The organism is Umezawaea endophytica, assembly GCF_025061645.1.
Classification (GTDB): Bacteria; Actinomycetota; Actinomycetes; order Mycobacteriales; family Pseudonocardiaceae; genus Umezawaea; species Umezawaea endophytica.
On record NZ_JANYMP010000002.1, the window covers coordinates 707,309 to 731,915 of the forward strand.

Consider the following 24,607-nt stretch of genomic DNA (forward strand, 5'->3'; position numbering starts at 1 on the left):
CCGGCGCCGCGGTCCGGAGGAGACGGGCGCCGGTGCGGAGGGTGTTCCCTACTTGAGCCCCGAAGCCACCTTGGCGAGCGTCTCGACGCGGCCGAAGTCGCCCGCGGCGAGTGCTTCCTTCGGGGTCAGCCACGAGCCGCCGACGCAGCCCACGTTCGACAGCGCCAGGTACTCGGGCGCGGTCTGCGGGGTGATGCCGCCGGTCGGGCAGAAGCGCAACTGCGGCAGCGGGCCGCCGATCGACTTGAGGTAGTCCACGCCCCCCGCGGCCTCGGCGGGGAAGAACTTGAGCGCGGTCAGCCCGCGCTCGTACAGCCGCAGCGCCTCCGACACGGTCGCCGCGCCCGGCAGGAACGGCAGTCCGGTGTCCTCCACGGCGTTCAGGAGCCGCTCCGTGCAGCCGGGGGTCACCAGGAACGCCGCACCGGCCTTCACCGCCTGCTCGGCCAGCTCCGGCGTGGTCACCGTGCCCGCGCCGATGACGATCTCCGGCACCTCCGCGGCGACCCGCTCGATCGCGGCCAGCGCGGCGGGCGTCCGCAGCGTCAGCTCGATCACCCCGATCCCGCCGCGCAGCAGCGCCTGCGCCAACGGCACGGCGTGAGCGGCGTCGTCCACGACGACGACCGGGATGACGGGGGACAGCGTGAGCAGGTCCGCGCTGGTGGTCACCGCGAAGCCCTCCTGGTTCTGGGTGGTCGGGTGCTGGCCGGTCGGCGGCGCGGTCGGAACCGGCCGCCAACCGGGCAGCCTAGTCGTGACGTGCGGCGCGGACCGTGGTCAAGATCCACTGCCGTGGTGCGGGAACGGCCCTCTACCTCGACGCGGGGCTGGTCTCCCAGCGGCCTTCGAAGTGGGAGGCGGCGACGGGCCCGAAGACGCTGGCGCCCCGGTCCGCCGGGCCGACCGCGCGGCGGAGCGCGGCGAACAGCTCGCGGCCCGTCCCGGTCCACGCCTGCGCGTCGGCGGGGAAGTCCACCAGCGGGCGGGCGGCCAGTTCGGCCGCGTCCACGAACACCTCCAGGGTGCCCGTTCCCGCGTCGAGCCGGATGACGTCGCCGTCGCGCACCCTGCCCAGCGGGCCGCCGACGGCGGCTTCGGGGGTGAGCTGGATGGCGGCCGGGATCTTGCCGGAGGCACCGGACATGCGGCCGTCGGTGACGATCGCGACCCGGTGGCCGCGGTCCATCAGGACGCCCAGCGGGGGCGTGAGCTTGTGCAGCTCCGGCATGCCGTTGGCCTGCGGTCCCTGGTTGCGGACCACCACCACGACGTCGCGGTCCAGCTCGCCCGCCTGGAAGGCCTCGGCGAACGCCTCCTGCGTGGTGAACACGCGCGCCGGGGCCTCGACGACCCGGTTCTCCTCCGCGACGGCGGACACCTTGATCACCGCGCGGCCCAGGTTGCCGGTCATCATGCGCAGGCCGCCGTCGGCGGCGAACGGCTCGTCGGCACCGCGCAGGACGGCCTTGTCGAGGCTCTTGGTCGGGCCGTCGCGCCAGAGCAGCTCGCCGTCGATCAGCACCGGCTCCTCGCGGTACCGGTCGAGGCCGAAGCCCGCGACCGTGTGCACGTCGCCGTGCAACAGGCCCGCGTCGAGCAGCGTGCCGACCAGGAACTGGACGCCACCCGCGGCCTGGAAGTGGTTGATGTCCGCGCTGCCGTTCGGGTAGACCCTGGTCAGCAGCGGCACGACCGACGACAGGTCGGAGAAGTCGTCCCAGCTCAGCTCGATGCCCGCGGCGGACGCGATGGCGACCAGGTGCATGGTCAGGTTGGTCGAGCCACCGGTGGCGAGCAGCGCGACGACGCCGTTCACGACGGAGCGCTCGTCGACGACGCGGGCGATCGGCGTGTACTCCTCGCCGCGGCTGATCTTCACCGCGCGGCGGGCGGCCTCCTCGGTCAGCGCCCGCCGCAGCGGCGTGCCCGGCGGCACGAAGGTCGCGCCGGGCAGGTGCAGGCCCATGACCTCGTTGACGAGCTGGTTCGAGTTCGCCGTTCCGTAGAACGTGCAGGTGCCGGGGCTGTGGTAGGACGCGGCCTCGGCCTCGAGCAGGTCTTCGCGGGTGGCCTTGCCCTCGGCGAAGAGCTGTCGGACGCGGCTCTTCTCGGAGTTCGTCAGCCCGGAGCTCATCGGGCCCGCGGGCACCAGGATCGTCGGCAGGTGCCCGAACGACAGCGCGCCGATCAGCATCCCCGGCACGATCTTGTCGCACACGCCGAGCAGCAGCGTCGCGTCGAACATCTCGTGCGACAGGGCCACGCCGGTGGACATGGCGATGACGTCGCGGCTGAACAGCGACAGCTCCATGCCGTCGCGCCCCTGGGTGATGCCGTCGCACATGGCGGGCACACCGCCCGCGAACTGGGCGATGCCACCCGACCGGCGGGCGGCGTCCTTGATCCACGCGGGGTACTCGTCCATCGGCTGGTGGGCCGACAGCATGTCGTTGTAGGCGGACACGATCGCCACGTTCGGCTTGCGCAGCGCGCGCAGGGCGGCCTTGTCGCCGCCGGTGATGCCCGCGAAGCCGTGGGCGAGGTTGCTGCACGCCATGCCCGTGCGGGTGGTGCTCTCGCTAGCCGCTGCGGCCACGCGCTCCAGGTAGACGGCGCGTCCGGCGGCGCTGCGGGCCGCGATGCGCTCGGTCACCTCGGCGACGATGGGGTGCGTCTGGCTCATGACTGTCTCCGGTGATCACGGGCCGTGGTGGGGCCCAGTGGACGACAGCGCTGGCGTCGCACGAACGGTCGTGACAATCACAGGGTAGTTCACCAGCGCGTATTCACCCAGAACCGATTCAGTGACCGATTCAGTAACCGGGGGGTAAGTGCGAATTAAATCTTGGCGTGTGTCGCTTGTCACATGGCGCTGGACAAGGCAGAGTCGGCGTCGAGATCACTGACGGGGACCTCGGTAACGGAGGTGCGACATGACGTCCACGGAGATCGTCGAGTTGAGGCGCGCGCTGGGTCAGCTCAGGCAGTGCGTCGGCTCCCTGCGCGGGCGCTATGGCGACGTTGCCGCAGTGCAGCGGCTTGCGAACGACATCGAGCGCATGGACATCGACGCCACGGAGTTGATCGACATCGACTCCCCGCCACCGCCCAGGAGGGCGCCTCTGGTGGAGCGGGAGGTGGTCGTCGTCCCGGACACGCCCTACGACTCGTCGCTGTGGCAGGACGCCGACGACGAGGGGTTGGGTGGCTACCGTCAGCGATAGGTGATCTGCAACACTCCTCCTCGGCCCTCGCTGGTATGCGGGGGCCGAGGCCTTTGCAGCCACAACGAAGTGGAACCGAGGTGGGCCAGTTGGTGAGGGCGCAGATCTCCGAGCGAACGCTGCGCACGGACCGGTGGTGGCTTTCGCCGTTGCTGACCGTAGCCGGGCTGGGGTTGATCTCGGTCTACGCGGCGATCCGCACCTTCATGAACGACTACTACTGGGTGTCGGAGTACCACTACCTGACACCCATGTACTCGCCCTGCCTGAGCGCCGAGTGCGTCCCGGCGGCCAGCCACTTCGGCCAGCCGCTGCCGGAGCTGCCCGGCTTCCTCACGCCGCCGATCTTCATCATCCCGTTCCTGCTGGGGTTCCGGATCACCTGCTACTACTACCGCAAGGCCTACTACCGGGCGGCCTGGATGTCGCCGCCCGCGTGCGCCGTGGCGGAGCCCCACAAGACGTACACCGGCGAGACCAAGGCGCCGCTGATCGCGCAGAACCTGCACCGCTACTTCTTCTACGCGGCGTCGCTCCTGCTGCTGGTCAACATCTACGACGCGATAACCGCCTTCGTCGGTGAGAAGGGCTTCGGCATCGGCCTCGGGAACATCATCCTGCTGGTCAACGTGGGCCTGCTCGCCGCGTACACGGCGTCCTGCCACTCGTGCAGGCACATCATGGGCGGCAAGCTCAAGCACTTCTCCAAGCACCCCGTCCGCTACTGGATGTGGCAGAAGATCTCCAAGCTCAACGCCAAGCACATGCAGCTCGCCTGGGCTTCGCTGATCTTCGTCTGCCTGACCGACCTCTACATCGCTCTCGTCGCCTCCGGGGTCATCGGCGACCTGCGCATCGTCAACTAGGGAGCACAACCTTGGCCGAGCTGGAACGGCACTCGTTCGACGTACTCGTCATCGGTGCCGGGGGCGCCGGACTGCGTGCCGCGATCGAGGCCCGTGAGCACGGGATGCGCACGGCGGTGCTCTGCAAGTCGTTGTTCGGCAAGGCCCACACGGTGATGGCCGAGGGCGGCATCGCCGCGGCCATGGGCAACGTGAACTCCAACGACAACTGGCAGGTCCACTTCCGCGACACCATGCGCGGCGGCAAGTTCCTCAACAACTGGCGGATGGCCGAGCTGCACGCCAAGGAGGCGCCGGACCGCGTCTGGGAGCTGGAGACCTACGGCGCCCTGTTCGACCGGACCGCGGACGGCCGGGTCAGCCAGCGCAACTTCGGCGGCCACGAGTACCCGCGGCTCGCGCACGTCGGCGACCGCACCGGCCTGGAGCTGATCCGCAGCCTCCAGCAGAAGATCGTGTCGCTCCAGCAGGAGGACCACGCCGAGACCGGCGACTACGAGGCCAAGCTGAAGGTGTTCCAGGAGTTCACCGTCAGCGACCTGCTGATCGAGGACGGCCGGGTCGCGGGCGCGTTCGGCTACTGGCGCGAGTCCGGCCGGTTCGTGCTGTTCACGGCCCCCTCGGTGATCCTCGCGACCGGCGGCATCGGCAAGTCGTTCAAGGTCACGTCGAACTCGTGGGAGTACACCGGCGACGGCCACGCGCTGGCGCTGCGCGCCGGGGCCTCGCTGATCAACATGGAGTTCATCCAGTTCCACCCGACCGGCATGGTCTGGCCGCCCAGCGTGAAGGGCATCCTGGTCACCGAATCGGTCCGCGGTGACGGCGGCGTGCTGCGGAACTCCGAAGGCAAGCGGTTCATGTTCGACTACATCCCCGAGGTCTTCAAGGAGAAGTACGCCGACAGCGAGGCCGAGGGCGACCGCTGGTACACCGACGCCGACAACAACCGGCGCCCACCGGAGCTCCTGCCCCGCGACGAGGTCGCCCGCGCGATCAACTCCGAGGTCAAGGCCGGTCGCGGCACCGAGCACGGCGGCGTGTTCCTGGACGTGTCGACCCGGCTGCCCGCCGAGGAGATCACCCGGCGGCTGCCGTCGATGCACCACCAGTTCAAGGAACTGGCCGACGTCGACATCACCGCCCAGCCGATGGAGGTCGGGCCGACCTGCCACTACGTCATGGGCGGGGTGGAGGTCGACCCGGACACCGGGGCGTCGTCGGTGCCCGGCCTGTTCGCGGCGGGCGAGGTGTCCGGCGGCATGCACGGCTCGAACCGGCTCGGCGGCAACTCGCTGTCCGACCTGCTGGTGTTCGGCCGCCGGGCGGGCGCCGGGGCGTCGGACTACGCGGCGGCGCTGAGCGTCCGGCCGGTGCCGTCGGAGGCCTCCATCGCCGAGGCTGAGCGGGTCGCGCTGGCGCCGTTCTCCGGTGACGGCGGGGAGAACCCGTACACGCTGCACATGGAGCTCCAGCAGACGATGAACGACCTCGTCGGCATCATCCGCAAGGCCGAGGAGATCGAGCGGGCGCTGGAACGCCTGGAGGGCCTCAAGGTCCGCGCCAGGACGTTGACCGTCGAGGGCCACCGGCAGTTCAACCCCGGCTGGCACCTCGCGCTCGACCTGCGGAACATGCTCGTCGTCAGCGAGTGCGTCGCCAAGGCCGCGCTGCTGCGCACCGAGAGCCGCGGCGGCCACACCCGTGACGACTACCCCGCGATGGACTCGGACTGGCGGCGGAAGCTGTTGGTGTGCACGGCTTCCGGACCGTCCGAAGTGGACGTGGTGGAGAAGCCGCAGATCCCGATCCGCGAGGACCTGCTGGACCTGTTCGACCGGGGCGAGCTGGAGAAGTACCTCACCGGTGACGAGTTGGGGAGCTGACGATGGGTTACCAGGGGAACTTCCGGGTCTGGCGCGGCGACGAGGACGGGGGAGGGCTGGAGGACTTCACCGTCGAGGTGAACGAGGGCGAGGTCGTCCTCGACGTCATCCACCGCCTCCAGGCCACGCAGGCGGGCGACCTCGCCGTCCGGTGGAACTGCAAGGCGGGCAAGTGCGGCTCGTGCTCGGCCGAGATCAACGGCAGGCCGCGGCTGCTGTGCATGACCCGCATGTCCACGTTCACCGAGGGCGAGACCATCACGATCACGCCCATGCGCACGTTCCCGATCATCCGAGACCTCGTGACGGACGTGTCGTTCAACTACACCAAGGCCCGCGAGATCCCGTCGTTCAAGCCGCCGAAGGACCTCGCCCCCGGCGAGTACCGGATGCAGCAGATCGACGTGGAGCGCTCGCAGGAGTTCCGCAAGTGCATCGAGTGCTTCCTGTGCCAGGACACCTGCCACGTGATCCGCGACCACGAGGAGAACAAGGAGGCGTTCGCCGGGCCGCGGTTCCTGATGCGGGTCGCCGAACTGGAGATGCACCCGCTCGACGAGGGCGGTCGGACCGTCGCCGCGCAGGAGACCCACGGGCTCGGGCTGTGCAACATCACCAAGTGCTGCTCCGAGGTGTGCCCGGAGCACATCAAGATCACCGACAACGCCCTGATCCCGATGAAGGAACGGGTCGCGGACCGCAAGTACGACCCCGTCGTCTGGCTGGGCAACAAGATCTTCCGTCGCCAATCGTGAGCCTGAACTCCACCTGATCGTGTGCGTTTGAACTGGTTGCCTGCTGTCGAGATCTGGCTACCGTTGGTGGTGGCGGCATGCGATCGGGGAGGTGGACATGTCCGGAAGCGATGGTGAGGGGTCGAGCGGTTGCGACGGCGGCACGTCGTCGTGACGTTCGTGAGCGGGCTGCTCCCGCGGTGAACCACGAAGGGCGTTCCCGGACCTCCGGGGGCGCCCTTCGCCGTTTCGTCACGCGGCTCGCCTGGGTGCCCCCACGGTTCTGCGGTGATCACACGGCGTTATGCCTACTTGCCCGGAATGGCGCACTGCATTCATCCCGTATGGAGTATTGCTGCCGCACTGCGCCCTGAGTAGCTTCGATCTTGTACTGATTGGGGAAATTGGTCAGGGGGGATTGTGTCTTGCAAGAAGTTTATTAGTGCTGCGATCATGTCGGCAGCGTTGTTGGGGGCTGGAATTGGTGTCGCACCGGTCGCGTCGGCTTCCGCAGGTGCGGCTTCCGCGCCTGTTGTCGCTGCTGAGGGCGGGGTTCACGCGTCCGCCTGGAAGCTGGTGACCTTGTGGTCGTACTCCGCGGTTGGGCTGCGCGCGTGCCAGATCGAGGGGGAGTCGTACGCCGACGGGTCCACGGGTTACTACTGCGAGGAGACCTGGTACAACAACGTCCTCTACTGGGGCCTGTACGTCGGCCCGTGATTTCTGCGGCTCATTCTCGATGAAACGCGTTCACGTGTGGATCGTGATTTCATCCGAATAGATCGTGGTTTTCGCTGATAACGCACGAAAGGGTGGCTCCGAAGTCGGAGCCACCCTTTCGTGCGAGTCGAACGGAGGTCAGGCGCCCGTCGTCGCCCCAGCGGGCGCGATGTCCTCGACCGGGACCGCCGTCTGGACCTTCTTGTTCCGCCGGTTTCGCTTCTCCAGGTAGTTCGCGAGCAGCGTCAGCAGGAGGCACATGGTGATGTACATGGCGCCCACGATGATCGTGATCGGCACGAGGGGCCTGCCGAACTGGCCCTGCGAGCCGATGAAGCGCGCGTAGTACAGCAGTTCCTCGTAGGTGATGATGAAGCCGAGCGCGGTGTCCTTCAGCAGCACCACGAGCTGGCTGATGATCGTCGGCATCATCGAGCGCAGCGCCTGCGGCAGCAGCACGAGCACCATGACCTGGGTCTTGCGCATGCCCAGCGCGTACGCGGCCTCGGTCTGGCCCTTGGGCAGCGACTTGATGCCCGCGCGGAAGATCTCGGCCAGCACCGAGCCGTTGTAGAGCATGAGGCTCAGCACGACGACCGTGAACGGCGTCATCTTCACCCCGACCTGCGGGAGGCCGTAGTAGAAGGTGAACATCATGATCAGCAGCGGGACCGCGCGGAAGAACTCGACGACCACCGAGGACGGGCCCCGGAAGATCGCGTGCTCGGAGAGGCGGCCCGCGGCGAAGAACGCCCCGAAGACCATGGCCAGCACCGCGCCGAGCGCGAAGGCCTTCAGCGTGTTCAGCAGGCCTTCGATCAAGCCGATCTGGATGGTCTCGTACTGCAACCACTCCCAGAGCCGCGGCTCGAACTGGCCGCTGTCGGCGAACCGGTAGACGATGAAGCCCAGCAGGCCGACCACGCCGAGCACGCCGACCACCGCGAGCACCCGGTGGCGGAATCGAGCCCTCGGGCCGGGTACGTCGAAAAGGACCGAGCTCATCGGGCCACGCTCCAGCGCTTCTCAAGGCTGCGTTGCAGCAGGGTCAGCGGGATCACCAGCAACACGAAGAAGAACGCCACCCAGCCGAGCCCGACGAGCGTGTCGGCGCCCGCCTCGGACAGCGAGTAGCTGATCGACCCGGCGTCCTGGACCGAGAAGCCCGCCGCGACCGTCGTGTTCTTCAGCAGTGCGATCATGGTGCTCACCAGCGGCGGGACGACGGCGCGCAGGGCCTGGGGCAGGACGACGCTCGCGAGCATCTGCGAGAACGTGAGTCCCAGCGCCCGCGACGCCTCGGCCTGGCCGACCGGCACGGTGTTGATGCCCGAGCGGACGACCTCGCACACGAACGCGGACGTGTAGAGCGTCAGCGCGACGATCGCCGTGGGGTCGGGATCGAGTTTCAGGATCTTCAGCAGGGGATAGGCGAACGTGAAGAAGAAGAACACCAGCGTGAGCGGTGTGTTGCGCAGCATGCCGACGTAGGTGGTGGCGGCCGCGCGGAACACCGGTACCGGGCTGACCCGCAGCATCGCCAGGAAGGTGCCCAGGATGAGCGACCCGACGGCCGAGAACGCGAACAGCTTGAGAGTCGTGCCGAACGCGCTCAGGAAAAGGCTGGAAAAGTTGGTGAGGACGCTCATCGGGGTTCCTTGCCGGAGGGCTCAAGAGGAATGGCCGGTGACCAGCCCGCAAAAGGCGTGGTCACCGGCCACTCTCGTGGGTCAGTAGCGCTCGATGATCGGCTTGGTCGCCGCGGAGCCGGACTTGCCCAGCGTGTTGTCGTAGATCGTCTGCCAGGTGCCGTCCTTCAGCGCCGCCTCCAGCACGTCGAAGAACTTGCCGCGCAGGGCGGTGTCCTCCTTCGACAGGCCGATGCCGTACGGCTCCAGGGAGAACGGCTTGCCGACGACCTTGAACTTGTCGGGGTCCTGAGCGGCGAAGCCCTTGAGGATCGCGTCATCCGTGGTGACGGCGTCGACCGCGCCCTCGGCCAGCTTGCTCACGCACTGCGAGTAGAGCTGGAACTCGGTGATGTTCTCCGGCTCGGTCAGGTTCTCGTCCCGGATCTTCTTGATCGGGGTCGACGCCGTCGCGGAGCAGACCTTCTTGCCCTTGAGGGTGTCCTTGCCGGTGATGGACGTGTCGTCCTTGCGCACCAGCAGGTCCTGACCGGCCGTGTAGTACGGGCCTGCGAAGGCGATCTTTTCCTTGCGAGCAGCGTTGATCGTGTACGTGCCGACGTAGTAGTCGACGTCGCCGTTGATCAGGGCCTGCTCACGACCGGCGGACGCGACCGCCTTGTAGTCGATCTTGTCCTCGGCGTAGCCGAGCTTCGCGGCCATCAGCTTCGCGATCTCGATGTCGAAGCCGCTGTACTTGTTCGTCGTCGGGTCCTTGAAGCCCAGGCCGGGCTGGTCCTCCTTGACGCCGATGATGACGCGGCCACGCGCCTTGATCTTCTCGAACGTCGGCGAGCCGTCGATCTTCACGTCCGTGGCGGCTGCCTGGGAAGGGGCGGTACCGCCGGTGTCTCCGGGGGTGCCTTCCTTGCCACATGCGGTCAACGCCAGGCCGCCGGCAAGCAGCACCGCCGCAAGGGTACGAGCCCTCATCGTCCTTCTCCTGCTCTTGTAGATCAGACGACGCCTGTCGGGGCGTCGCGAAATGCCGAGACTTCAGTGGGTGAGGATCTTGCCAAGGAAGTCCTTCGCGCGGTTGGACTTCGGCGCCGAGAAGAACTCCGTCGGCGTCGAGTCCTCGACGATCTCGCCATCCGCCATGAAGATGACGCGATCGGCGGCTTTCCGGGCGAACCCCATCTCGTGGGTGACCACGAGCATGGTCATGCCTTCCTTGGCCAGCGTCGTCATGACGTCCAGCACCTCCTGGACCATTTCCGGGTCCAGCGCGGAGGTGGGTTCGTCGAACAGCATGACCTTCGGGCGCATGGCCAGCGCGCGCGCGATGGCGGCGCGCTGCTGCTGGCCACCGGAGAGCTGTGCGGGGAACTTCTCGGCCTGGTTGGCGATGCCGACCCGCTCCAGCAGCTCCGTGGCGTGCTCCAAGGCCTCGTTCGACGGCACCTTGCGCACCTTCGTCGGGGCGAGCAGCACGTTGTCGACGATGCTCTTGTGCGCGAACAGGTTGAACGACTGGAACACCATGCCCACGTCGGCGCGCAGGCGGGCGAGCTCCTTGCCCTCGGCCGGGAGCGGCTGTCCGTCGACCTCGATCGTCCCGGAGTTGATGGGCTCCAGGCGGTTGATCGTGCGGCACAGCGTCGACTTGCCGGAGCCGGAGGGGCCCAGGACGACGACCACCTGGCCCTTGGGCACCTCCAGGTTGACGTTCTTCAGAACGTGCAGAGGGCCGAAGAACTTGTCCACGCCCGCCATCTTGATCATCGGCGGTGCGGGATTGGGGGCAGTCATCCGATCCTCCAACTGGCAATTGTCAGCGCTGGGCAAAACCTAGGTGTGCGCCACCACACCAGTCCACGACATTGAGCAAGACTTAGGGTCTCAACTCTGTCACAGGTCGGCGACCCCTACCCGAGAGGGACCACAGTGCGTGTGCTGCTCGTCGAGGATGACGACCGTGTCGCAGAAGCGCTGGTCCCGGCGCTGACCCGACGCGGTTTCACCGTGGATCGTCAAGCTACAGGTAGGGGTACTCTGGATCGATTGTTAGGGGTGGATGTGGTCCTGCTGGACCTCGGACTGCCCGATGTGGACGGTGTGACGCTGTGCCGCAGCATCCGCGCGGCGAGCGACGTGGCCATCATCGTGGTGTCCGCGCGCGGCGAGATCGACGACCGGATCCTCGGTCTGCACGCGGGCGCGGACGACTACCTGGTGAAGCCCTACGACGTGGGGGAGCTGGTGGCGCGCGTGCACGCGGTGCGCAGGCGGCGCGGCGACCCGGTGGGCGTCGGCGGCACCGGGTCCGAGGTGTTCACCGTCGGCGACGTGCGCGTCGACCTGGCCAGGCACGAGGTGACCGTCGCGGGCTCGGTCGTGGCGCTCTCGCGCAAGGAGTTCCAGGTGTTGGCGCTGGTCGTGGCCGCGGGCGGCGCGGTCTGCACCCGTGAGCGCATCCTCGCCGAGATCTGGGGCCGCACCTGGTCGGGCGCGAACCGGACGCTCGACGTCCACGTCGCCACCCTGCGGACCAAGCTCGGCCGGTCGGACCTGCTGGAGACCGTGCGCGGCGTCGGCTACCGGCTCGGCACCCCCGGTTCGGGCCGCTGACGTGCGGTCGCGGCTCCTCGGCATCGTGCTGGCGCTGGTCGTGCTGGTGCTGCTCGGCCTCGGCCTCCCGCTGGGGAGGGGTGTGGCCGCCGCCGAGCAGCAGGAGCTGTTCCTCGACCGGCTCACCGACACGAGCCGGTTCGCCTCCGTCGCCCAGCAGACGCTGATCGACGGCCAGCCGAAGCTGCTGGAACCGGCGATGCGGCGGTACGAGGAGGTCTACGGCATCGCCGTCGTCCTGCTGGACCGCGACCGCAACGTGCTGGCCACGTCGAGCGAGGACGTCGACGTGACCGGCGAGGGCGTGCCGGACATGATCGCGGGCGCGCTGGTCGGACGCCTGCCGTCGGCACCGCCGGTGCTGATGCCGTGGGACCGGGAGCAGCTCGTGCTGGCCGAACCGGTGCTCATCGGCGGTGAGGTGCGCGGCGCGGTCGTCACGTTCTCGCCGACCGACAAGTCCCGGAGCCAGGTGCTGATCTGGTGGAGCGTGCTGCTCACCGGCAGCGCGCTCGTGCTCGCGCTGGGCGTGCTCGCGGCGCTGCCGCTGGTCAGGTGGACGCTGCGGCCGGTGCAGCGGCTCGACGACGCGACGGGCAAGCTGCTGGCCGCCGTCGTGTCCGGCCGTCCCGTGACCCCCGTCGGCAGTTCGAGCGGGCCGCCCGAGCTGCGGCAGCTCAGCCGGTCGTTCGACCAGATGGCCGCGAACGTCGGCGACGCGCTCGCCGCGCAGCGCGCGTTCGTCGCGGACGCGTCGCACCAGCTCCGCAACCCGCTGACGGCGCTGAAGCTCCGACTGTCCAACCTGGAGGGTCACGTCGACGCCGAAGCCGAGGTGCACCAGGTCGCCGCGCTGGCCGAGGCCGACCGGCTCAACCGCATCCTGGACGAGCTGCTGTCGATGGCGCGCGCCGAGTCCAGCTCCGTCGACCCGGTCGTGGTCGACGTCGACCGCGCCGTCGCCGGACGGCTGTCGGCGTGGCAGCCCGCCGCCGTGGCCAAGAACGTGCACCTCGTCCTGGACGGCGAACCCGGCGGCACGGCGCTCGCGCCGCCGCGCGGGGTCGAGGCGATCCTCGACGCGCTGCTCGACAACGCGTTCAAGTTCACCCGCGAGGACACCCTCGTGCACGTGGACGTCCGCCGCCGCGACGGCTGGGTGAAGATCTCGGTCCGCGACCAGGGCCCCGGCCTGGAACCGGACGAGCTGGACCGCGCGACCGACCGGTTCTGGCGCAGCCAGGCCCACCAGAACGTGTCCGGCTCCGGCCTCGGCCTGTCGATCGTGCGGCGCGTCGTCGAGCGCGTCGACGGCGAGGTCGTGCTGGAGAGCCCCGAGGACGGCGGTCTCGCCGTGATCGTGACGATCCCGGCGGTCGACTAGACCTTGGAGCCCCGGTAGTAGCGGAGCGCTCCGGGGTGCAGGGGGAGCGGCGTGGTCTCGATGGCGGCGCGGATCTCGATGGAGCGGGCGGCGGGACTCGCCGCCTCCAGCCGGGGCTGCGCCTTGAACAGGCCGCCCACCAGCGCTTCGGCCGCCTCGTCGCTCATGAGGTCGTTCACCAGCAGGAAGTTGCGGACGACCAGCGTGGTCACGGCCTTGCCCGGCTTGTCCGGCTGGCTGTAGGCCGACGCGGGCAGCGTCGCCGAGCCGTACACCGGGAACTGCCTGCGCAGCTCGGGCAGCACGTCGCTCAGGTCGAGCATCTTCACCTTCACCGACTGGGCGAGCTGCGTGACCTGCTGCGTCGGCAGGCCGCCCGACCAGATGAACGCGTCCAGCGAGCCCGCGAGCATCGCCTCGCTCGCCTCGTTCAGGTCGAGGTGCTGGACCCGCAGGTCGGTGTCCGGCGAGATCCCCGCCGACGCCAGCAGCCGGTCGGCGATCAGCCGCACGCCCGACGTCTCCGACCCGATCGACACCCGCAGGCCCTTCAGGTCCACGAGCCGGGTCACCACGAGGTCGTCCCGGACCACCACCTGGAGGTAGTCGTCGTGCATCCGGGCCAGCGCGTACAGCTTGCGCTTGCCCGGCTCGTCGACCGCGGCCCGCTCCGCCGCGTCGGCCTGCGAGAACCCGACGTCGGCGAGCCCGGCGCGCAGCCGCTGGAGGTTGTCGACCGAGCCCTTGGTCGCCGCGACCTGCGGGTGCTCGATGCCGAGCTGCTCGGTCCACGCGTCGGCCAGCGCCGCGCTCAACCGGTTGTAGACGCCCTTCTCGACGCCCGACGCCATGGTCAGCTTGAGCGCCGCCAGGTCGTTCCCGCACGCGCTCAACGCCATGGCGGCCAGGGCCAACACGGCCCCGGCCGCGTGTACCCGCCGCCCTGTTCCCGCCACCTGCGCATCGTGTCACGTTCGCGCTCTACCCTGAACCCGACGGAAGGATGGCCGCAGTGACCCGCAGTTACCAGATTCGCACGTTCGGGTGCCAGATGAACGTGCACGACTCCGAGCGCCTCGCGGGCCTGCTGGAGGACGCCGGCTACGCGCCCGCCACCGGGGACGACGCGCCGGACGTGGTCGTGTTCAACACCTGCGCGGTCCGGGAGAACGCCGACAACAAGCTGTACGGGACGCTGGGGCACCTCGCGCCCGCCAAGACCGCGAACCCGGACATGCAGATCGCCGTCGGCGGCTGCCTGGCCCAGAAGGACCAGAAGGAGATCGTCCGCCGCGCGCCGTGGGTGGACGTCGTCTTCGGCACCCACAACCTGGGGTCGCTGCCGGTGCTGCTCGAACGCGCCCGGCACAACCAGGAGGCCCAGGTCGAGCTGCTCGACTCCCTGGAGACCTTCCCGTCGACCCTGCCCGCGAAGCGCGACTCGGCGTACTCGGGCTGGGTGTCGGTGTCGGTGGGCTGCAACAACACGTGCACGTTCTGCATCGTCCCGTCGCTGCGCGGCAAGGAGAAGGACCGCCGCCCCGGCGACGTGCTCGCCGAGGTCCAGGCGCTGGTGGACCAGGGCGTGCTGGAGGTGACGCTGCTCGGCCAGAACGTCAACTCCTACGGCGTCGAGTTCGGCGACCGGCTCGCGTTCGGCAAGCTGCTGCGCGCGACGGGCGCGATCGAGGGCCTGGAGCGCGTGCGGTTCACGTCGCCGCACCCGAAGGACTTCACCGACGACGTGATCGCGGCGATGGCCGAGACGCCGAACGTGTGCCACTCGCTGCACATGCCGCTCCAGTCCGGCTCCGACCGGCTGCTCAAGGAGATGCGCCGCTCGTACCGCTCGGCCAAGTACTTGTCGATCCTGGACAAGGTGCGCGAGGCGATGCCGGACGCGGCCATCACCACCGACATCATCGTCGGCTTCCCCGGCGAGACCGAGGAGGACTTCCAGGCGACCCTCGACGTCGTCCGCCGGTCGCGGTTCACCAACGCGTTCACGTTCCAGTACTCCAAGCGCCCTGGCACGCCCGCCGCGTCGCTGCCGGACCAGTTGCCGAAGAAGGTCGTGCAGGAGCGCTTCGACCGGCTGATCGAGCTCCAGGAGGCCATGGCGCTGGAGCTGAACCAGGAGCAGGTCGGCCGCAAGATCGAGGTGCTGGTCGCCACCGGCGAGGGCAAGCGGGACGCCGAGACCCTGCGACTCAGCGGACGCGCCCGCGACGGCCGTCTGGTGCACTTCACGCCCGGCGACGCGTCGGTGCGGCCCGGTGATGTCGTGGAGACCGTCGTGACCTACGGCGCGCCGCACTACGTGGTCGCCGACGGCCCGTTGATCAGCCATCGGCGCACCAAGGCCGGGGACCAGTCCGAGGCCGGTATCAAGCCCAAGACGCCCGGCACGGCGTTGGGCCTGCCCTCGTTCGGGGCTCCCGCGCCGCTGCCGGTGGTGGCCGGGTGCGGCGTCCAGTGACCGGTGAGTCCGATGATCTGTCCCGGTTGAGGGACGAGATCGACCAGGTGGGTGTCTCGGCGGCCAAGCGCGTCGATCCCGGTACCGGGGCGTTGGTGATCGCGGTGGCGGTGTTCGCGCTGCTCGTGGCCCAGTTGTTGCCTTGGGCGGGCGCGGCGCGGGGGTGGGAGATCCTGCTCGGCGAGATCCCCGACGGGGAGGTCGTGGGGGCGTTGCCGAAGATGTTCGCGTTTGCTTCGGTGATCGCTGGGGTTTTGTTGTCGGCGTTGAGTTTGATCCTGCGTCGGTGGGCGTTGGTGTGGTTTTGTGCGTTGGGGTGTTTTGTGGCTTCGGTTTCCGGGGTTTTGTCTATTTGGACGCAGCAGACGACTACTAGTCACGCGCCTGGGCCCGGGCCGGGGGTTGGGCTGATTGTTGCTGTGGTGGCGGTGGTTGTGTTGTTGGTGATGTGGCTTCGGTTGGCGGCTTCTCGGTCGGGGCTTTGAGGGTTGGTGGGTTGAGGGTCGGGTTGGTGGGGGTCTTTTGCCACCCCGCTCGCGCAATTGTCTCCATGGCTTTCCCGCTTTGTCAAGGCGGGAAAGATGCCTTGACAAAGCGGGAAAGCCATGAGGGCGCTGGGGATCGGGGCGGCGGCGGGGGAATGCAAAAGACCCGTAAACGTGCGGTGGTGCGGTGGTCCGGTTTAAGGCGCAGGTCGCGGCTCGGGTAGGTCGTCGGGTGCGGTTTGTGGCGTCCCGGCTTGGTCTGCCTGTGTCATCTTTTGCTCTAGAAATTGACCACGACGGCACTGCCACCTCTCGTAGTGCCAGAACCCCCCGCCCGCCCCGATCCCCAGCGCCCTCACTTCCCGTTTTCTTTGTCAAGGCATCTTTCCCGCCTTGACAAAGAAAACGGGAAGTAGAGATAATTGCGCGAGCGGGGTGGGCACAACGAAAAAACGGGCGCCCCCCAACCAGCAAGGGGCGCCCGTCCACAAAAAACCTACCGAGTAGCCACAGCCGCCTCAGCAGCAGACAACCACTCCCGCCACTGCTTGGCCTGCGCCTCAGCCTGCTCAGCCCGCCGCTTGTCCCCAGCCGACCGAGCCTTCTCAGCCTGAGCCTCGAACTGCTCCACCCGCTCCCGGAACTGCGCCACCCTGGCCTCGGCCTCGGGATCCGACCTGCGCCACTGCGCGTCGACAGCCCCGCGGACCTTCTCCTCGATCGCGCGCAGCTTCCCCTCCAGGTCGCGGACCCGCTCGCGGGGGACCTTCCCGATCGCGTCCCAGCGCTCCTGGATCTTGTAGAGCTGGTTCCTGGCGGCCTCCAGGTCGCCGGACGGGTCGATCGCCTCCGCCTCGGCCAGCAGCGCTTCCTTGAGCTGCGCGTTCGTGCCGAACTCCGCGTCGCGCTCGTTGAAGGCCTCGGATCGGCGGGCGAAGAACGCGTCCTGGGCGGCGCGGAAGCGCTGCCAGAGCACGTCGTCGGCCTCCTTGGGAGCCCGTCCCGCGGCCTTCCACTCGACCATGAGGTCCTTGTAGCGACCCGCCGTGGGGCCCCAGTCGTCGGACTGGATGAGCTTCTCGGCCTCTTCGACCAGTTCCTGCTTGCGGTTCTTCGCCACGCCGCGCTGGCGGTCGAGGTCCGCGAAGTGCGAGCCGCGACGGCGGTTGAACGCGTCGCGCGCCTTGGAGAACCGCCGCCACAACTGCTCGTCGGTCTTGCGGTCGACGCCGCGGATGGTCTTCCACTCGTCGAGGATCTGCCGCAGCCGGTCGCCGGTGGTCTTCCACTGGGTCGACTCGTTGGCGAGCGTCTCGGCCTCTTCGACCAGTTCCTGCTTGCGCGCCACGGACTGGGTGCGCGCGGCCTCCTTGGCCGTCTTGGCCTTCTCCAGGCCTTCCTCGGCCTTGGCCAGCACGTGGTCGACGCGCTTGGCCAGCGCCTCCAGGTCGCCGACGACCGCGGCGTCCTTCAGCGTCTCCCGCACGTGCTTCGCGCTCGTGAGCGCGTGCTTCGGGTCGCCCGCCCCGGAGGACAGCCGCGCCACGAGCAGCTCCACCTCGGTGCGCAGGTCGTCGAACCGGCGCGCGAAGTGCGCGAGGCCCTCCTCGGGCTCGCCCGCCTGCCAGGACCCGACGACCCGCTCGCCGTCGGCCGTCTTGACGTAGACGGTGCCGTCCGCGTCCACGCGTCCCCAGCGGTCAGGGTGGTCCGACGCCACGGGGACCGGCGGAGCGGCCACCGGGGCGCTCTCCTGCTTCGTTCCCTCGATCACCGTTGTCGTGCCGCCACTGTCACCAGTGGTCTCCGGTGTCGTCTCGTGCTCCGTCATCGCCGGCTTCCTCCTCGCCTGCCCACTTCGTGGTGCCCGTGCCAACCACGGGCGCCCCGCCACCGGCGGGGCCCAGCACCGAGTACCTGGACCGTCTCATCGTCTCCAGTACCCCGCGCGCATTCAAACAGGTCAGAGCTCAGCTCGGTACTGCGGTGTCGAAGATGGGTAGCGTCACCCGGTGTGATCCGACGTCTGGCGGTGCTGCCGCACCCGCCTCTCCTGGTGCCCGAGCTGGTCGGCGGGGCCGTGGACGAGACCGAACCGTTGCGTGCGGCGTGCCTCGCGGCGGCGCGGGAGCTGGTGGACAGCTCGCCCCACTGGGTGGTGATCGCGGGTGATCCGTCCGGTCGGAGGACGATCGGCCCGGACATCTCCGGGACGTTCCGGGGATACGGCGTAGATGTTCCGGTGGCCCTGTCGGCCGTCGAGTCCACTTCGGACCTCGCCCTGCCGTTGCCCGCGCTCGTCGCCGGGTGGTTGCGGGGCGCTGCGGGAGCGATGACCGTTCGGGTGGAATTGGTTCACCCGGACCTGCCGCCCGCCGAGTGCTTCGCGCTGGGCGGGGAACTCGCCGCCCGAGCGGGCGCGGCCGTCCTCGTCCTCGGCACGGGGTCGCACCGGCACGGTGACGCCTCCGTCGGCCGTCCCGACGACCGCGCCGGGCCGTTCGACGAGGGGGTGCGCGCGGCGCTGGCCGCCGCGGACCCGGAAGCGCTGCGCGGACTGGACCCCGCGCTCGCGGCGGAGCTGGGCGCGGACGGCCGGGCGGCGTGGCAGGTGCTCGCGGGCCTGGCCGAAGCGACCGGGCCGTGGCGGTGCACCCGTTCCGAGCTGCTCGTGCCCTACGGCGTCGGGTACCACTCGGCCGTCTGGGAAACTGGGGCGTGACCGTCCCCGTCGCCGTCGTCGGCCCCACCGCCACCGGCAAGTCCGACCTCGCCGTCCGCCTCGCGCTCGAACTCGGCGGCGAGGTGGTCAACGCCGACGCGATGCAGCTCTACCGGGGCATGGACATCGGCACGGCGAAGATCACCGAGGCCGAGCGGCACGGCGTCCCGCACCACCTGCTCGACGTGCTGGACGTGACCGAGACCGCCTCCGTCGCCGCCTACCAGCGGCACACCCGCGCCCTCGTCGAGGAGCTGCTGGCCAAGGGCACGACGCCGGTGCTCGTCGGCGGATCCGGCCTGTACGTGCAGGCCGTGCTGGACGACCTGAAGTTCCCCGGCACCGACGACGCGGTCCGCGCGCGGCTGGAGCGGGAACTGGCCGTCGTCGGCGGTCCCGCGCTGCACGCCCGGCTGGCCGAGCTGGACCCGGCCGCTGCGCTCGCGATCCTGCCCGGCAACGTCCGCCGCGTCGTGCGCGCGCTGGAGGTCATCGAGCTGACCGGGCAGCCGTTCTCGGCGAACCTGCCCAAGCCCGGCCCGGCCCTCTACGGCACGGTGCTCGTCGGCGTCGACCGCGAGGTGGCCGAGCTGGACGAGCGCGTCGACCTGAGGGTGCGGCGGATGTTCGAGGCGGGCCTGGTCGACGAGGTGCGGAAGCTGGAGGCCGTTGGTCTGCGCGACGGTCGCACGGCGGCGCGCGCGCTCGGCTACCAGCAGGTGCTGGCCGCGTTCGACGGCGAGCACGACCTGGAGGCCGCCGCGGAGGAGACGGCGAGGGCCACCCGCCGGTTCGTCCGCAGGCAGCGCTCCTGGTTCCGCCGGGACCAGCGGATCACCTGGTTTGACGCGGCAGGCCCAGACCTGGTCGGGGAAGTGCTGACCCTGCTGGCCCAGTAACCTGGTGCGCGTGGGCGGAGTGGAATTCCTCAAGGGGCACGGCACCGAGAACGACTTCGTGCTGCTGCCCGACCCGGACGGCGTGCTGGACCTGACCGAGGCGCGCGTGCGAGCGCTCTGCGACCGGCAGCGGGGCCTGGGCGCGGACGGCGTGCTGCGCGTCGTGAGGCCCGAGGTGGGTCCCTGGTTCATGGACTACCGCAACGCCGACGGCTCGATCGCGGAGATGTGCGGCAACGGCGTCCGGGTGTTCGCGCACTACCTCGTCGACGCGGGTCTCGTGCCCGAGGGCGAGTTCGTCGTCGGCACCCGCGGCGGGGAGAAGCCCGTCGTCGTGCACCCCGACGGCAGCGTCACGGTGGAGATGGGCCCCGTCCGGATCACCGGCACGTCCACCACCAAGACCACCGGGGCGGACTTCGCGGGCGTGGCGGTCGACGTGGGCAACCCGCACCTGGCGTGCGTGACGGACGTGCACATCGCGACCCTCGACCTGACCGAACAGCCCCACTTCGACCCGGCGGTGTTCCCGAACGGCGTCAACCTGGAGTTCGTCAACGTCCTGCGCGACGGCGTGCTGCGGATGCGCGTGCACGAGCGCGGCGTGGGGGAGACGCGGTCGTGCGGCACCGGCACGGTCGCCGCCGTGGCGTCCTGGCTGCACGGCGAGGGCCGCACGACCGGACAGGCCACCGTGGACGTCCTCGGGGGCCGGGTGGCCGTCGAGATCGGCGAGGGCCGCAGCACCCTCACCGGCCCGGCCGTGCTCGTCGCGCGCGGCGAGCTCGACCAGGCCTGGTGGGATTCGCTCTAGCGGTCGCCGACCTTCACCTGCACGGTCTCCAGACGGCCGACGTGCTCCTTGCCCACCACGTCGGGGTCGGACGTCGGCGCGGTGCAGACGATCAGCGTGTTGCCGACCAGCCCGACGGCGAAGCTGATCTGGGTGGTCTCGACGCGGTCGGTGATGGCGCCGCCCTCGACGATCCGCACGACCGCCGGTTGCAGGGCCGTCGCCACCCAGACGCCACCCTCGGCGTCGACGCAGATCCCGTCCGGCGCGATGACGTGCTCGCGCAGGTCGGCCCACACCCGCCGGTTGCTCAGCGAGCCGTCCTCGGCCACGTCGAACGCGGTCAGCCGGTACGCGAGCGTCTCCGCGACGAGCAGCGTGCCGTTGGGCAGCAGCACCGTGCCGTTCGGGAACTTCAGGTCCTCGGCGGCCACGCGGGTCGTGCCGTCCGGCTCCACGAGCGCGAGCGGCGTGCCCGGCGGGTCGTACGACGGGTCGAGGAGCGACTCGATGCCGTCGTCGGTGATCTTCTGGTGCAGGTCGAAGCCGAAGTTGCCCACGTAGGCGCGGCCACGCGCGTCGACCAGCATGTCGTTGGTGTGGAAGGTGGCGATGTCGAACAGGTCCGCGTGCAGCGCGAGCACCCCGTTCGGCTCCAGCCTGCGGACCGTCCGGTCCTTCATGGACACCACGAGCAGCCTGCCGTCCGGCAGCCAGCCGAGGCCGGAGGGCTGGCCGGGCAGCGAGCAGACGACCTGCTTCTCCCCGGAGTCGAGGTCGACGGTGAAGACGGCCTTCTCGTAGAAGTCCGAGAAGTAGAACTTGCCGTCCGGGCCGTGCCGGGGCGCTTCGCCGAAGTGGAGTCCGTCGAGGAGAACGGTCGTGTCAGCCATGGTCGGAAACGGTAGCCGCTTCGTCACGGGTCGTCCGCAGGGGCGAGAGCAGAATCCAGACGACGGCGAGAATCTGCCCGACCATGGCGATCCAGAGCGTCGTGCGCACGCCCGCCCAGCCGCCCAGCACACCGCCGATGAGGCCGCCGAGCGGGATCGTGCCCCACACCAGGAACCGGATGCTCGCGTTCATCCGGCCGAGCAGGTGGTCGGGGCACAGCGTCTGCCGGAAGCTGACCTGGCTGACGTTGTAGATGATCACGCCGTAGGCCGTGATCGCCATGCCCACCATGGAGAGCCCGACGCGCCAGTCGTTCGCGGTCAGCGGCAGCAGGAGGCCGAACGGCTGGGTGAACAGCATCGGCAGCCAGATCGCCCGCGTCCGGCCGAGCCGCTGGTTCCACCAGTTCGCCGTGACCGCGCCGAGCACGCCGCCCACGCCACCCGCGCTGAGCAGCAGCCCGACCACGCCCGCGGTCAGCCCGACCTCGCGGATCAGGAACAGGATCAGGACGGCCATTTCTAGGCCGGAGAAGAAGTTCGACGTGCCGGTGCAGCTCACGATGGCCCGCAGCGACCTGTTGTCGAACACGAACCGCAGGCCTTCCGCGATGTCGGTGCGCAGCTTGCGGCCCGTGTGCGGCAGGGGAGCGGGTTCGACGGTCTTGATCCGCCACAGGAACAGCGCTGAACTCAGGTAGCCGAGCCCGGTGGCGAGGACGCCGTTCGCGGCGCCGATCCACTGGGCGATGCCACCGGCGAGCGCGGGCCCCGACACCTCGGCGACGGATTGGCTCGCTTGGAGCTTCGAATTGCCCTCGACCAGGTGCTCCCGGCCGATCAGCGACGGCAGGTACGACTGGTAGGCGACGTCGAAGAAGACCGTGCACACCCCGACCAGCAGCGCGACCACGACGAGCTGCGACAGCGTCAGCACGCCCAACCACCAGGCGAGCGGCACGGACAGCAGCAGTCCGGCGCGCAGCAGGTCCGTCGTGATCATCAGCGGCCGTCGGCGCAACCGGTCCGCCCAGACGCCCGCGGGCAGTCCGATCAGCAGGAACGCGGCCGTGCCCGCCGCGTTGAGCACGCCCATCTCCCACGGCGTGGCGGCCAGCGTGGTCGCGGCGAGCAGGGGGAGGACGGTGCGCTCGATCGAGGAGCCGAACTGGCTGACGGTGTCGCCAACCCAGAGGAGCCGGAAGTCCCGGTGCGTCCAGAGAGCCATGGTGGGAGTGTCGCGGAAGTGATTGGAAAGAGTCAATCACTTATTCTGTGGACGTGCAGATGCGTAAAGCGACCCCCGAGGAGGCCGCCGCGCTGGCTTCGGCCGTGCGGCTGCGGATCATCCGGATCACCCACCTGGAGGCGCTCACCAACAAGGAGATCGCCGAGAAGCTCGCCAAGGACCCCGCCACGACGCTGCACCACGTGCGCAAGCTCGTGGCCACCGGCTTCCTGGAGGCCCAACCCGCCCGTTCCGGCAACCGGGGCGCCAAGGAGATCCCGTACCGGTCCACGGGGCTGTCCTGGCGCCTGGACGACGCCGGGATCGACGAGAGGCTCGCGGAGGCGATGCTCCAGGCGTTCCTCGGCGAGGTCGCGGACGTCGGGCCCGACGCGCTGGAGCAGACCAGGTTGGTGGTCAAGATCGATCCGGAGGAACTAAAGGACCGGCTCTATTCGTTGATGGAGGAGCTAGCCGCCCGACCGGTCGATCCAGACACACCGAGCACGGCCATCTACCTGGCCCTGTACCCCGGTGGTTAACCACTCGGCCGTGTGGGCGCTCCGTGGGACAATGAAGGGCAAATGACGGAAAACACGCTGAACAACGACACCACCGACTGGGCCGACGAGGACGAGAACCTGTCCACGGGCGACCTCGCACTGGCCGACCGCGCGGCACTGCGCCGCGTCGCCGGGCTCTCCACCGAACTCGAGGACATCACCGAGGTCGAGTACCGGCAGCTCCGCCTGGAGCGGGTGGTGCTCGTCGGCGTGTGGACCGAGGGCACGGTGCAGGACTCCGACGCGTCGATGGCCGAGCTGAAGCTGCTCGCCGAGACCGCGGGCTCCGAGGTGCTCGAAGCGCTGGTGCAGCGCCGCGACAAGCCGGACACGGCCACCTACATCGGCTCGGGCAAGGTCGCCGAGCTGCGCGACGTCGTGATCTCGTCCGGCGCGGACACGGTCATCGCCGACGGTGAGCTCTCGCCGGGCCAGCTCCGGCAGTTGGAGGAGAAGCTCAAGGTCAAGGTGGTCGACCGGACCGCACTGATCCTGGACATCTTCGCCCAGCACGCCAGCTCCCGCGAGGGCAAGGCGCAGGTCGAGCTGGCCCAGCTCCAGTACATGATGCCGCGACTGCGCGGTTGGGGTGAGTCGCTGTCCCGGCAGGGTGGTGGCGCGGGCGGCAGCGGCGGTGGCGTCGGCACGCGCGGTCCCGGTGAGACGAAGCTGGAGACCGACCGGCGCCGCATCCGGGCGCGCATCGCCAAGCTCCGCCGCGAGATCGCCGCGATGAGCACCACCCGCGAGACCAAGCGCGGCCGCCGCCACTCCGGCGAGGTCCCGAGCGTCGCCATCGCCGGGTACACGAACGCGGGCAAGTCCAGCCTGCTCAACGCGCTGACCGGCGCCGGTGTGCTGGTGGAGGACGCGCTGTTCGCGACCCTCGACCCGACCACCCGGCGCAGCGAGACGCCGGAGGGCCTGCCGTACACCCTGACCGACACGGTCGGGTTCGTCCGGCACCTCCCGCACCAGCTCGTCGAGGCGTTCCGCTCCACGCTGGAGGAGGTCGCCGAGGCCGACCTGCTCGTGCACGTGGTCGACGGCTCGGACGGCATGCCGGAGAAGCAGGTCAAGGCCGTGCGCGAGGTCATCGCCGAGATCAACGGCAAGCGCGACGACCCGATGCCCGCCGAACTGCTGGTGGTCAACAAGACCGACGCGGTGGGCGACCTGACGATCGCCCGCCTGCGCCACCTGTTCCCCGGCGCGGCGTTCGTGTCGGCGCACAGCGGCGAGGGCATCCCCGAGCTGCGGGAACGCATCTCCCAGTTGATCCCCCGCCCGGAGGTGACGGTCGAGGCGCTCGTGCCGTACGCGCGCGGCGAGATCGTCGCCCGCATCCACCGCGAGGGCGAGGTGCTGTCCGAGAAGCACACCGAGGAGGGCACCGAGCTGAGCGCACGCGTCCACCCGACGCTGGCCGCCCTGCTGGAGCAGTACGCCGTGGGAAGCCCCGCCTGAGC

At 69.5% G+C, this 24,607-nt stretch carries 24 protein-coding genes; 14 read left to right on the forward strand and 10 right to left on the reverse strand.

The features are described from left to right. Positions 1–48 precede the first annotated feature (48 nt). Together eda and edd are read right to left on the reverse strand one after the other, a co-directional pair. Positions 49–672, reverse strand: a complete 624-nt coding sequence (eda, locus tag NZH93_RS06835; RefSeq protein ID WP_259622050.1) for a bifunctional 4-hydroxy-2-oxoglutarate aldolase/2-dehydro-3-deoxy-phosphogluconate aldolase — start codon at positions 670–672, stop codon at positions 49–51. Positions 673–814: 142 nt separating this feature from the next. Beyond that, positions 815–2,686 (reverse strand): phosphogluconate dehydratase, encoded by a 1,872-nt coding sequence (edd, locus tag NZH93_RS06840; protein ID WP_259622051.1) that lies wholly within the window; start codon positions 2,684–2,686, stop codon positions 815–817. A 250-nt stretch (positions 2,687–2,936) separates the two neighbouring features. On the opposite strand from edd, the gene NZH93_RS06845 reads away from it, so the two are divergent. The 5 genes from NZH93_RS06845 (at position 2,937) to NZH93_RS06865 (ending at position 7,433) form a co-directional block, all read left to right on the forward strand. Beyond that, positions 2,937–3,227, forward strand: a complete 291-nt coding sequence (locus NZH93_RS06845) for an Rv0250c family protein (RefSeq protein ID WP_259622052.1) — start codon at positions 2,937–2,939, stop codon at positions 3,225–3,227. Positions 3,228–3,262: 35 nt separating this feature from the next. Continuing rightward, complete coding sequence (gene sdhC, locus NZH93_RS06850; RefSeq protein WP_259622053.1) at positions 3,263–4,093, forward strand: succinate dehydrogenase subunit SdhC; 831 nt, start codon at positions 3,263–3,265, stop codon at positions 4,091–4,093. Between the two features lie 11 nt (positions 4,094–4,104). Continuing rightward, a complete protein-coding gene (locus NZH93_RS06855) occupies positions 4,105–5,979 on the forward strand; it encodes a fumarate reductase/succinate dehydrogenase flavoprotein subunit (protein WP_259622054.1) in 1,875 nt (624 codons plus the stop codon). A 2-nt stretch (positions 5,980–5,981) separates the two neighbouring features. Then, positions 5,982–6,734 (forward strand): succinate dehydrogenase/fumarate reductase iron-sulfur subunit, encoded by a 753-nt coding sequence (locus NZH93_RS06860; protein ID WP_259622055.1) that lies wholly within the window; start codon positions 5,982–5,984, stop codon positions 6,732–6,734. A 555-nt stretch (positions 6,735–7,289) separates the two neighbouring features. Then, the gene (locus NZH93_RS06865) at positions 7,290–7,433 is read left to right on the forward strand and encodes a hypothetical protein (protein WP_259622056.1); all 144 of its coding nucleotides are present in this window, start codon (positions 7,290–7,292) and stop codon (positions 7,431–7,433) included. Between the two features lie 138 nt (positions 7,434–7,571). Here the strand turns inward: NZH93_RS06865 and NZH93_RS06870 are convergent, their stop codons facing one another. From NZH93_RS06870 to NZH93_RS06885, 4 genes are all read right to left on the reverse strand, one after another. Next, the gene (locus NZH93_RS06870) at positions 7,572–8,438 is read right to left on the reverse strand and encodes an amino acid ABC transporter permease (RefSeq protein ID WP_259622057.1); all 867 of its coding nucleotides are present in this window, start codon (positions 8,436–8,438) and stop codon (positions 7,572–7,574) included. Further along, positions 8,435–9,082: an amino acid ABC transporter permease gene (locus NZH93_RS06875; RefSeq protein ID WP_259622058.1), complete on the reverse strand. Its 648-nt coding sequence runs from the start codon at positions 9,080–9,082 to the stop codon at positions 8,435–8,437. Before NZH93_RS06875 ends, NZH93_RS06870 begins: the two co-directional genes overlap by 4 nt. An 81-nt stretch (positions 9,083–9,163) precedes the next feature. Next, the gene (locus tag NZH93_RS06880) at positions 9,164–10,054 is read right to left on the reverse strand and encodes a glutamate ABC transporter substrate-binding protein (RefSeq protein WP_259622059.1); all 891 of its coding nucleotides are present in this window, start codon (positions 10,052–10,054) and stop codon (positions 9,164–9,166) included. 63 nt (positions 10,055–10,117) lie between these two features. Then, a complete protein-coding gene (locus NZH93_RS06885) occupies positions 10,118–10,846 on the reverse strand; it encodes an amino acid ABC transporter ATP-binding protein (RefSeq protein WP_259622179.1) in 729 nt (242 codons plus the stop codon). A 162-nt stretch (positions 10,847–11,008) separates the two neighbouring features. Here NZH93_RS06885 and NZH93_RS06890 point away from each other — a divergent pair, with 162 nt between their 5' ends. Next, entirely contained in the window at positions 11,009–11,692 is a 684-nt protein-coding gene (locus tag NZH93_RS06890) for a response regulator transcription factor (RefSeq protein WP_259622060.1), read from the forward strand. 1 nt (position 11,693) lies between these two features. Beyond that, a complete protein-coding gene (locus NZH93_RS06895; RefSeq protein ID WP_259622061.1) occupies positions 11,694–13,076 on the forward strand; it encodes a sensor histidine kinase in 1,383 nt (460 codons plus the stop codon). Here NZH93_RS06895 and NZH93_RS06900 read toward each other — a convergent pair. Then, complete coding sequence (locus NZH93_RS06900) at positions 13,073–14,032, reverse strand: TAXI family TRAP transporter solute-binding subunit (protein WP_259622062.1); 960 nt, start codon at positions 14,030–14,032, stop codon at positions 13,073–13,075. The two genes, NZH93_RS06895 and NZH93_RS06900, sit on opposite strands and share 4 nt — an antisense overlap. A gap of 56 nt (positions 14,033–14,088) precedes the next feature. Between NZH93_RS06900 and miaB the strand changes: the two genes are divergently transcribed. Both miaB and NZH93_RS06910 read left to right on the forward strand, forming a co-directional pair. Continuing rightward, positions 14,089–15,555 carry a tRNA (N6-isopentenyl adenosine(37)-C2)-methylthiotransferase MiaB gene (gene miaB / locus NZH93_RS06905; RefSeq protein ID WP_259622063.1) on the forward strand — a complete coding sequence of 489 codons (1,467 nt, stop codon included), beginning with the start codon at positions 14,089–14,091 and terminating at the stop codon, positions 15,553–15,555. Beyond that, the gene (locus tag NZH93_RS06910; protein ID WP_259622064.1) at positions 15,552–16,040 is read left to right on the forward strand and encodes an Rv2732c family membrane protein; all 489 of its coding nucleotides are present in this window, start codon (positions 15,552–15,554) and stop codon (positions 16,038–16,040) included. The genes miaB and NZH93_RS06910 overlap by 4 nt, the downstream gene beginning before the upstream one ends. Before the next feature lie 496 nt (positions 16,041–16,536). Here NZH93_RS06910 and NZH93_RS06915 read toward each other — a convergent pair whose 3' ends face one another. Beyond that, positions 16,537–17,871 (reverse strand): DUF349 domain-containing protein, encoded by a 1,335-nt coding sequence (locus tag NZH93_RS06915; protein ID WP_259622065.1) that lies wholly within the window; start codon positions 17,869–17,871, stop codon positions 16,537–16,539. 183 nt (positions 17,872–18,054) lie between these two features. On the opposite strand from NZH93_RS06915, the gene NZH93_RS06920 reads away from it, so the two are divergent. From NZH93_RS06920 to dapF, 3 genes are read left to right on the forward strand one after another with little or no spacing between them, the layout of a single operon-like run. Beyond that, complete coding sequence (locus NZH93_RS06920) at positions 18,055–18,762, forward strand: class III extradiol ring-cleavage dioxygenase family protein (protein WP_259622066.1); 708 nt, start codon at positions 18,055–18,057, stop codon at positions 18,760–18,762. Continuing rightward, the gene (gene miaA / locus NZH93_RS06925; protein WP_259622067.1) at positions 18,759–19,661 is read left to right on the forward strand and encodes a tRNA (adenosine(37)-N6)-dimethylallyltransferase MiaA; all 903 of its coding nucleotides are present in this window, start codon (positions 18,759–18,761) and stop codon (positions 19,659–19,661) included. The genes NZH93_RS06920 and miaA overlap by 4 nt, the downstream gene beginning before the upstream one ends. Before the next feature lie 10 nt (positions 19,662–19,671). Continuing rightward, positions 19,672–20,475 (forward strand): diaminopimelate epimerase, encoded by an 804-nt coding sequence (dapF, locus tag NZH93_RS06930; RefSeq protein WP_259622068.1) that lies wholly within the window; start codon positions 19,672–19,674, stop codon positions 20,473–20,475. Here the strand turns inward: dapF and NZH93_RS06935 are convergent. Together NZH93_RS06935 and NZH93_RS06940 are read right to left on the reverse strand one after the other, a co-directional pair. Then, entirely contained in the window at positions 20,472–21,347 is an 876-nt protein-coding gene (locus tag NZH93_RS06935; protein ID WP_259622069.1) for an SMP-30/gluconolactonase/LRE family protein, read from the reverse strand. The genes dapF and NZH93_RS06935 overlap by 4 nt on opposite strands. Next, positions 21,340–22,575, reverse strand: a complete 1,236-nt coding sequence (locus NZH93_RS06940) for an MFS transporter (RefSeq protein WP_259622070.1) — start codon at positions 22,573–22,575, stop codon at positions 21,340–21,342. Before NZH93_RS06940 ends, NZH93_RS06935 begins: the two co-directional genes overlap by 8 nt. Before the next feature lie 59 nt (positions 22,576–22,634). Between NZH93_RS06940 and NZH93_RS06945 the strand changes: the two genes are divergently transcribed. Beyond that, a complete protein-coding gene (locus NZH93_RS06945) occupies positions 22,635–23,117 on the forward strand; it encodes an ArsR/SmtB family transcription factor (protein WP_259622180.1) in 483 nt (160 codons plus the stop codon). Between the two features lie 42 nt (positions 23,118–23,159). After that, complete coding sequence (gene hflX, locus NZH93_RS06950; protein ID WP_259622071.1) at positions 23,160–24,605, forward strand: GTPase HflX; 1,446 nt, start codon at positions 23,160–23,162, stop codon at positions 24,603–24,605. Positions 24,606–24,607 lie beyond the last annotated feature (2 nt).

What these genes read in the sequence shown, in the direction of transcription:
- edd (WP_259622051.1), bottom strand. Translation starts at nt 2,686, where the DNA reads ATGAGCCAGACGCACCCCATCGTCGCCGAGGTGACCGAGCGCATCGCG.
- NZH93_RS06845 (WP_259622052.1), top strand. Translation starts at nt 2,937, where the DNA reads ATGACGTCCACGGAGATCGTCGAGTTGAGGCGCGCGCTGGGTCAGCTC.
- sdhC (WP_259622053.1), top strand. Translation starts at nt 3,263, where the DNA reads ATGCGGGGGCCGAGGCCTTTGCAGCCACAACGAAGTGGAACCGAGGTG.
- NZH93_RS06860 (WP_259622055.1), top strand. Translation starts at nt 5,982, where the DNA reads ATGGGTTACCAGGGGAACTTCCGGGTCTGGCGCGGCGACGAGGACGGG.
- NZH93_RS06870 (WP_259622057.1), bottom strand. Translation starts at nt 8,438, where the DNA reads ATGAGCTCGGTCCTTTTCGACGTACCCGGCCCGAGGGCTCGATTCCGC.
- NZH93_RS06875 (WP_259622058.1), bottom strand. Translation starts at nt 9,082, where the DNA reads ATGAGCGTCCTCACCAACTTTTCCAGCCTTTTCCTGAGCGCGTTCGGC.
- NZH93_RS06880 (WP_259622059.1), bottom strand. Translation starts at nt 10,054, where the DNA reads ATGAGGGCTCGTACCCTTGCGGCGGTGCTGCTTGCCGGCGGCCTGGCG.
- NZH93_RS06885 (WP_259622179.1), bottom strand. Translation starts at nt 10,846, where the DNA reads ATGATCAAGATGGCGGGCGTGGACAAGTTCTTCGGCCCTCTGCACGTT.
- NZH93_RS06915 (WP_259622065.1), bottom strand. Translation starts at nt 17,871, where the DNA reads ATGACGGAGCACGAGACGACACCGGAGACCACTGGTGACAGTGGCGGC.
- NZH93_RS06935 (WP_259622069.1), bottom strand. Translation starts at nt 21,347, where the DNA reads ATGGCTGACACGACCGTTCTCCTCGACGGACTCCACTTCGGCGAAGCG.
- NZH93_RS06940 (WP_259622070.1), bottom strand. Translation starts at nt 22,575, where the DNA reads ATGGCTCTCTGGACGCACCGGGACTTCCGGCTCCTCTGGGTTGGCGAC.
- NZH93_RS06945 (WP_259622180.1), top strand. Translation starts at nt 22,635, where the DNA reads ATGCGTAAAGCGACCCCCGAGGAGGCCGCCGCGCTGGCTTCGGCCGTG.
- hflX (WP_259622071.1), top strand. Translation starts at nt 23,160, where the DNA reads ATGACGGAAAACACGCTGAACAACGACACCACCGACTGGGCCGACGAG.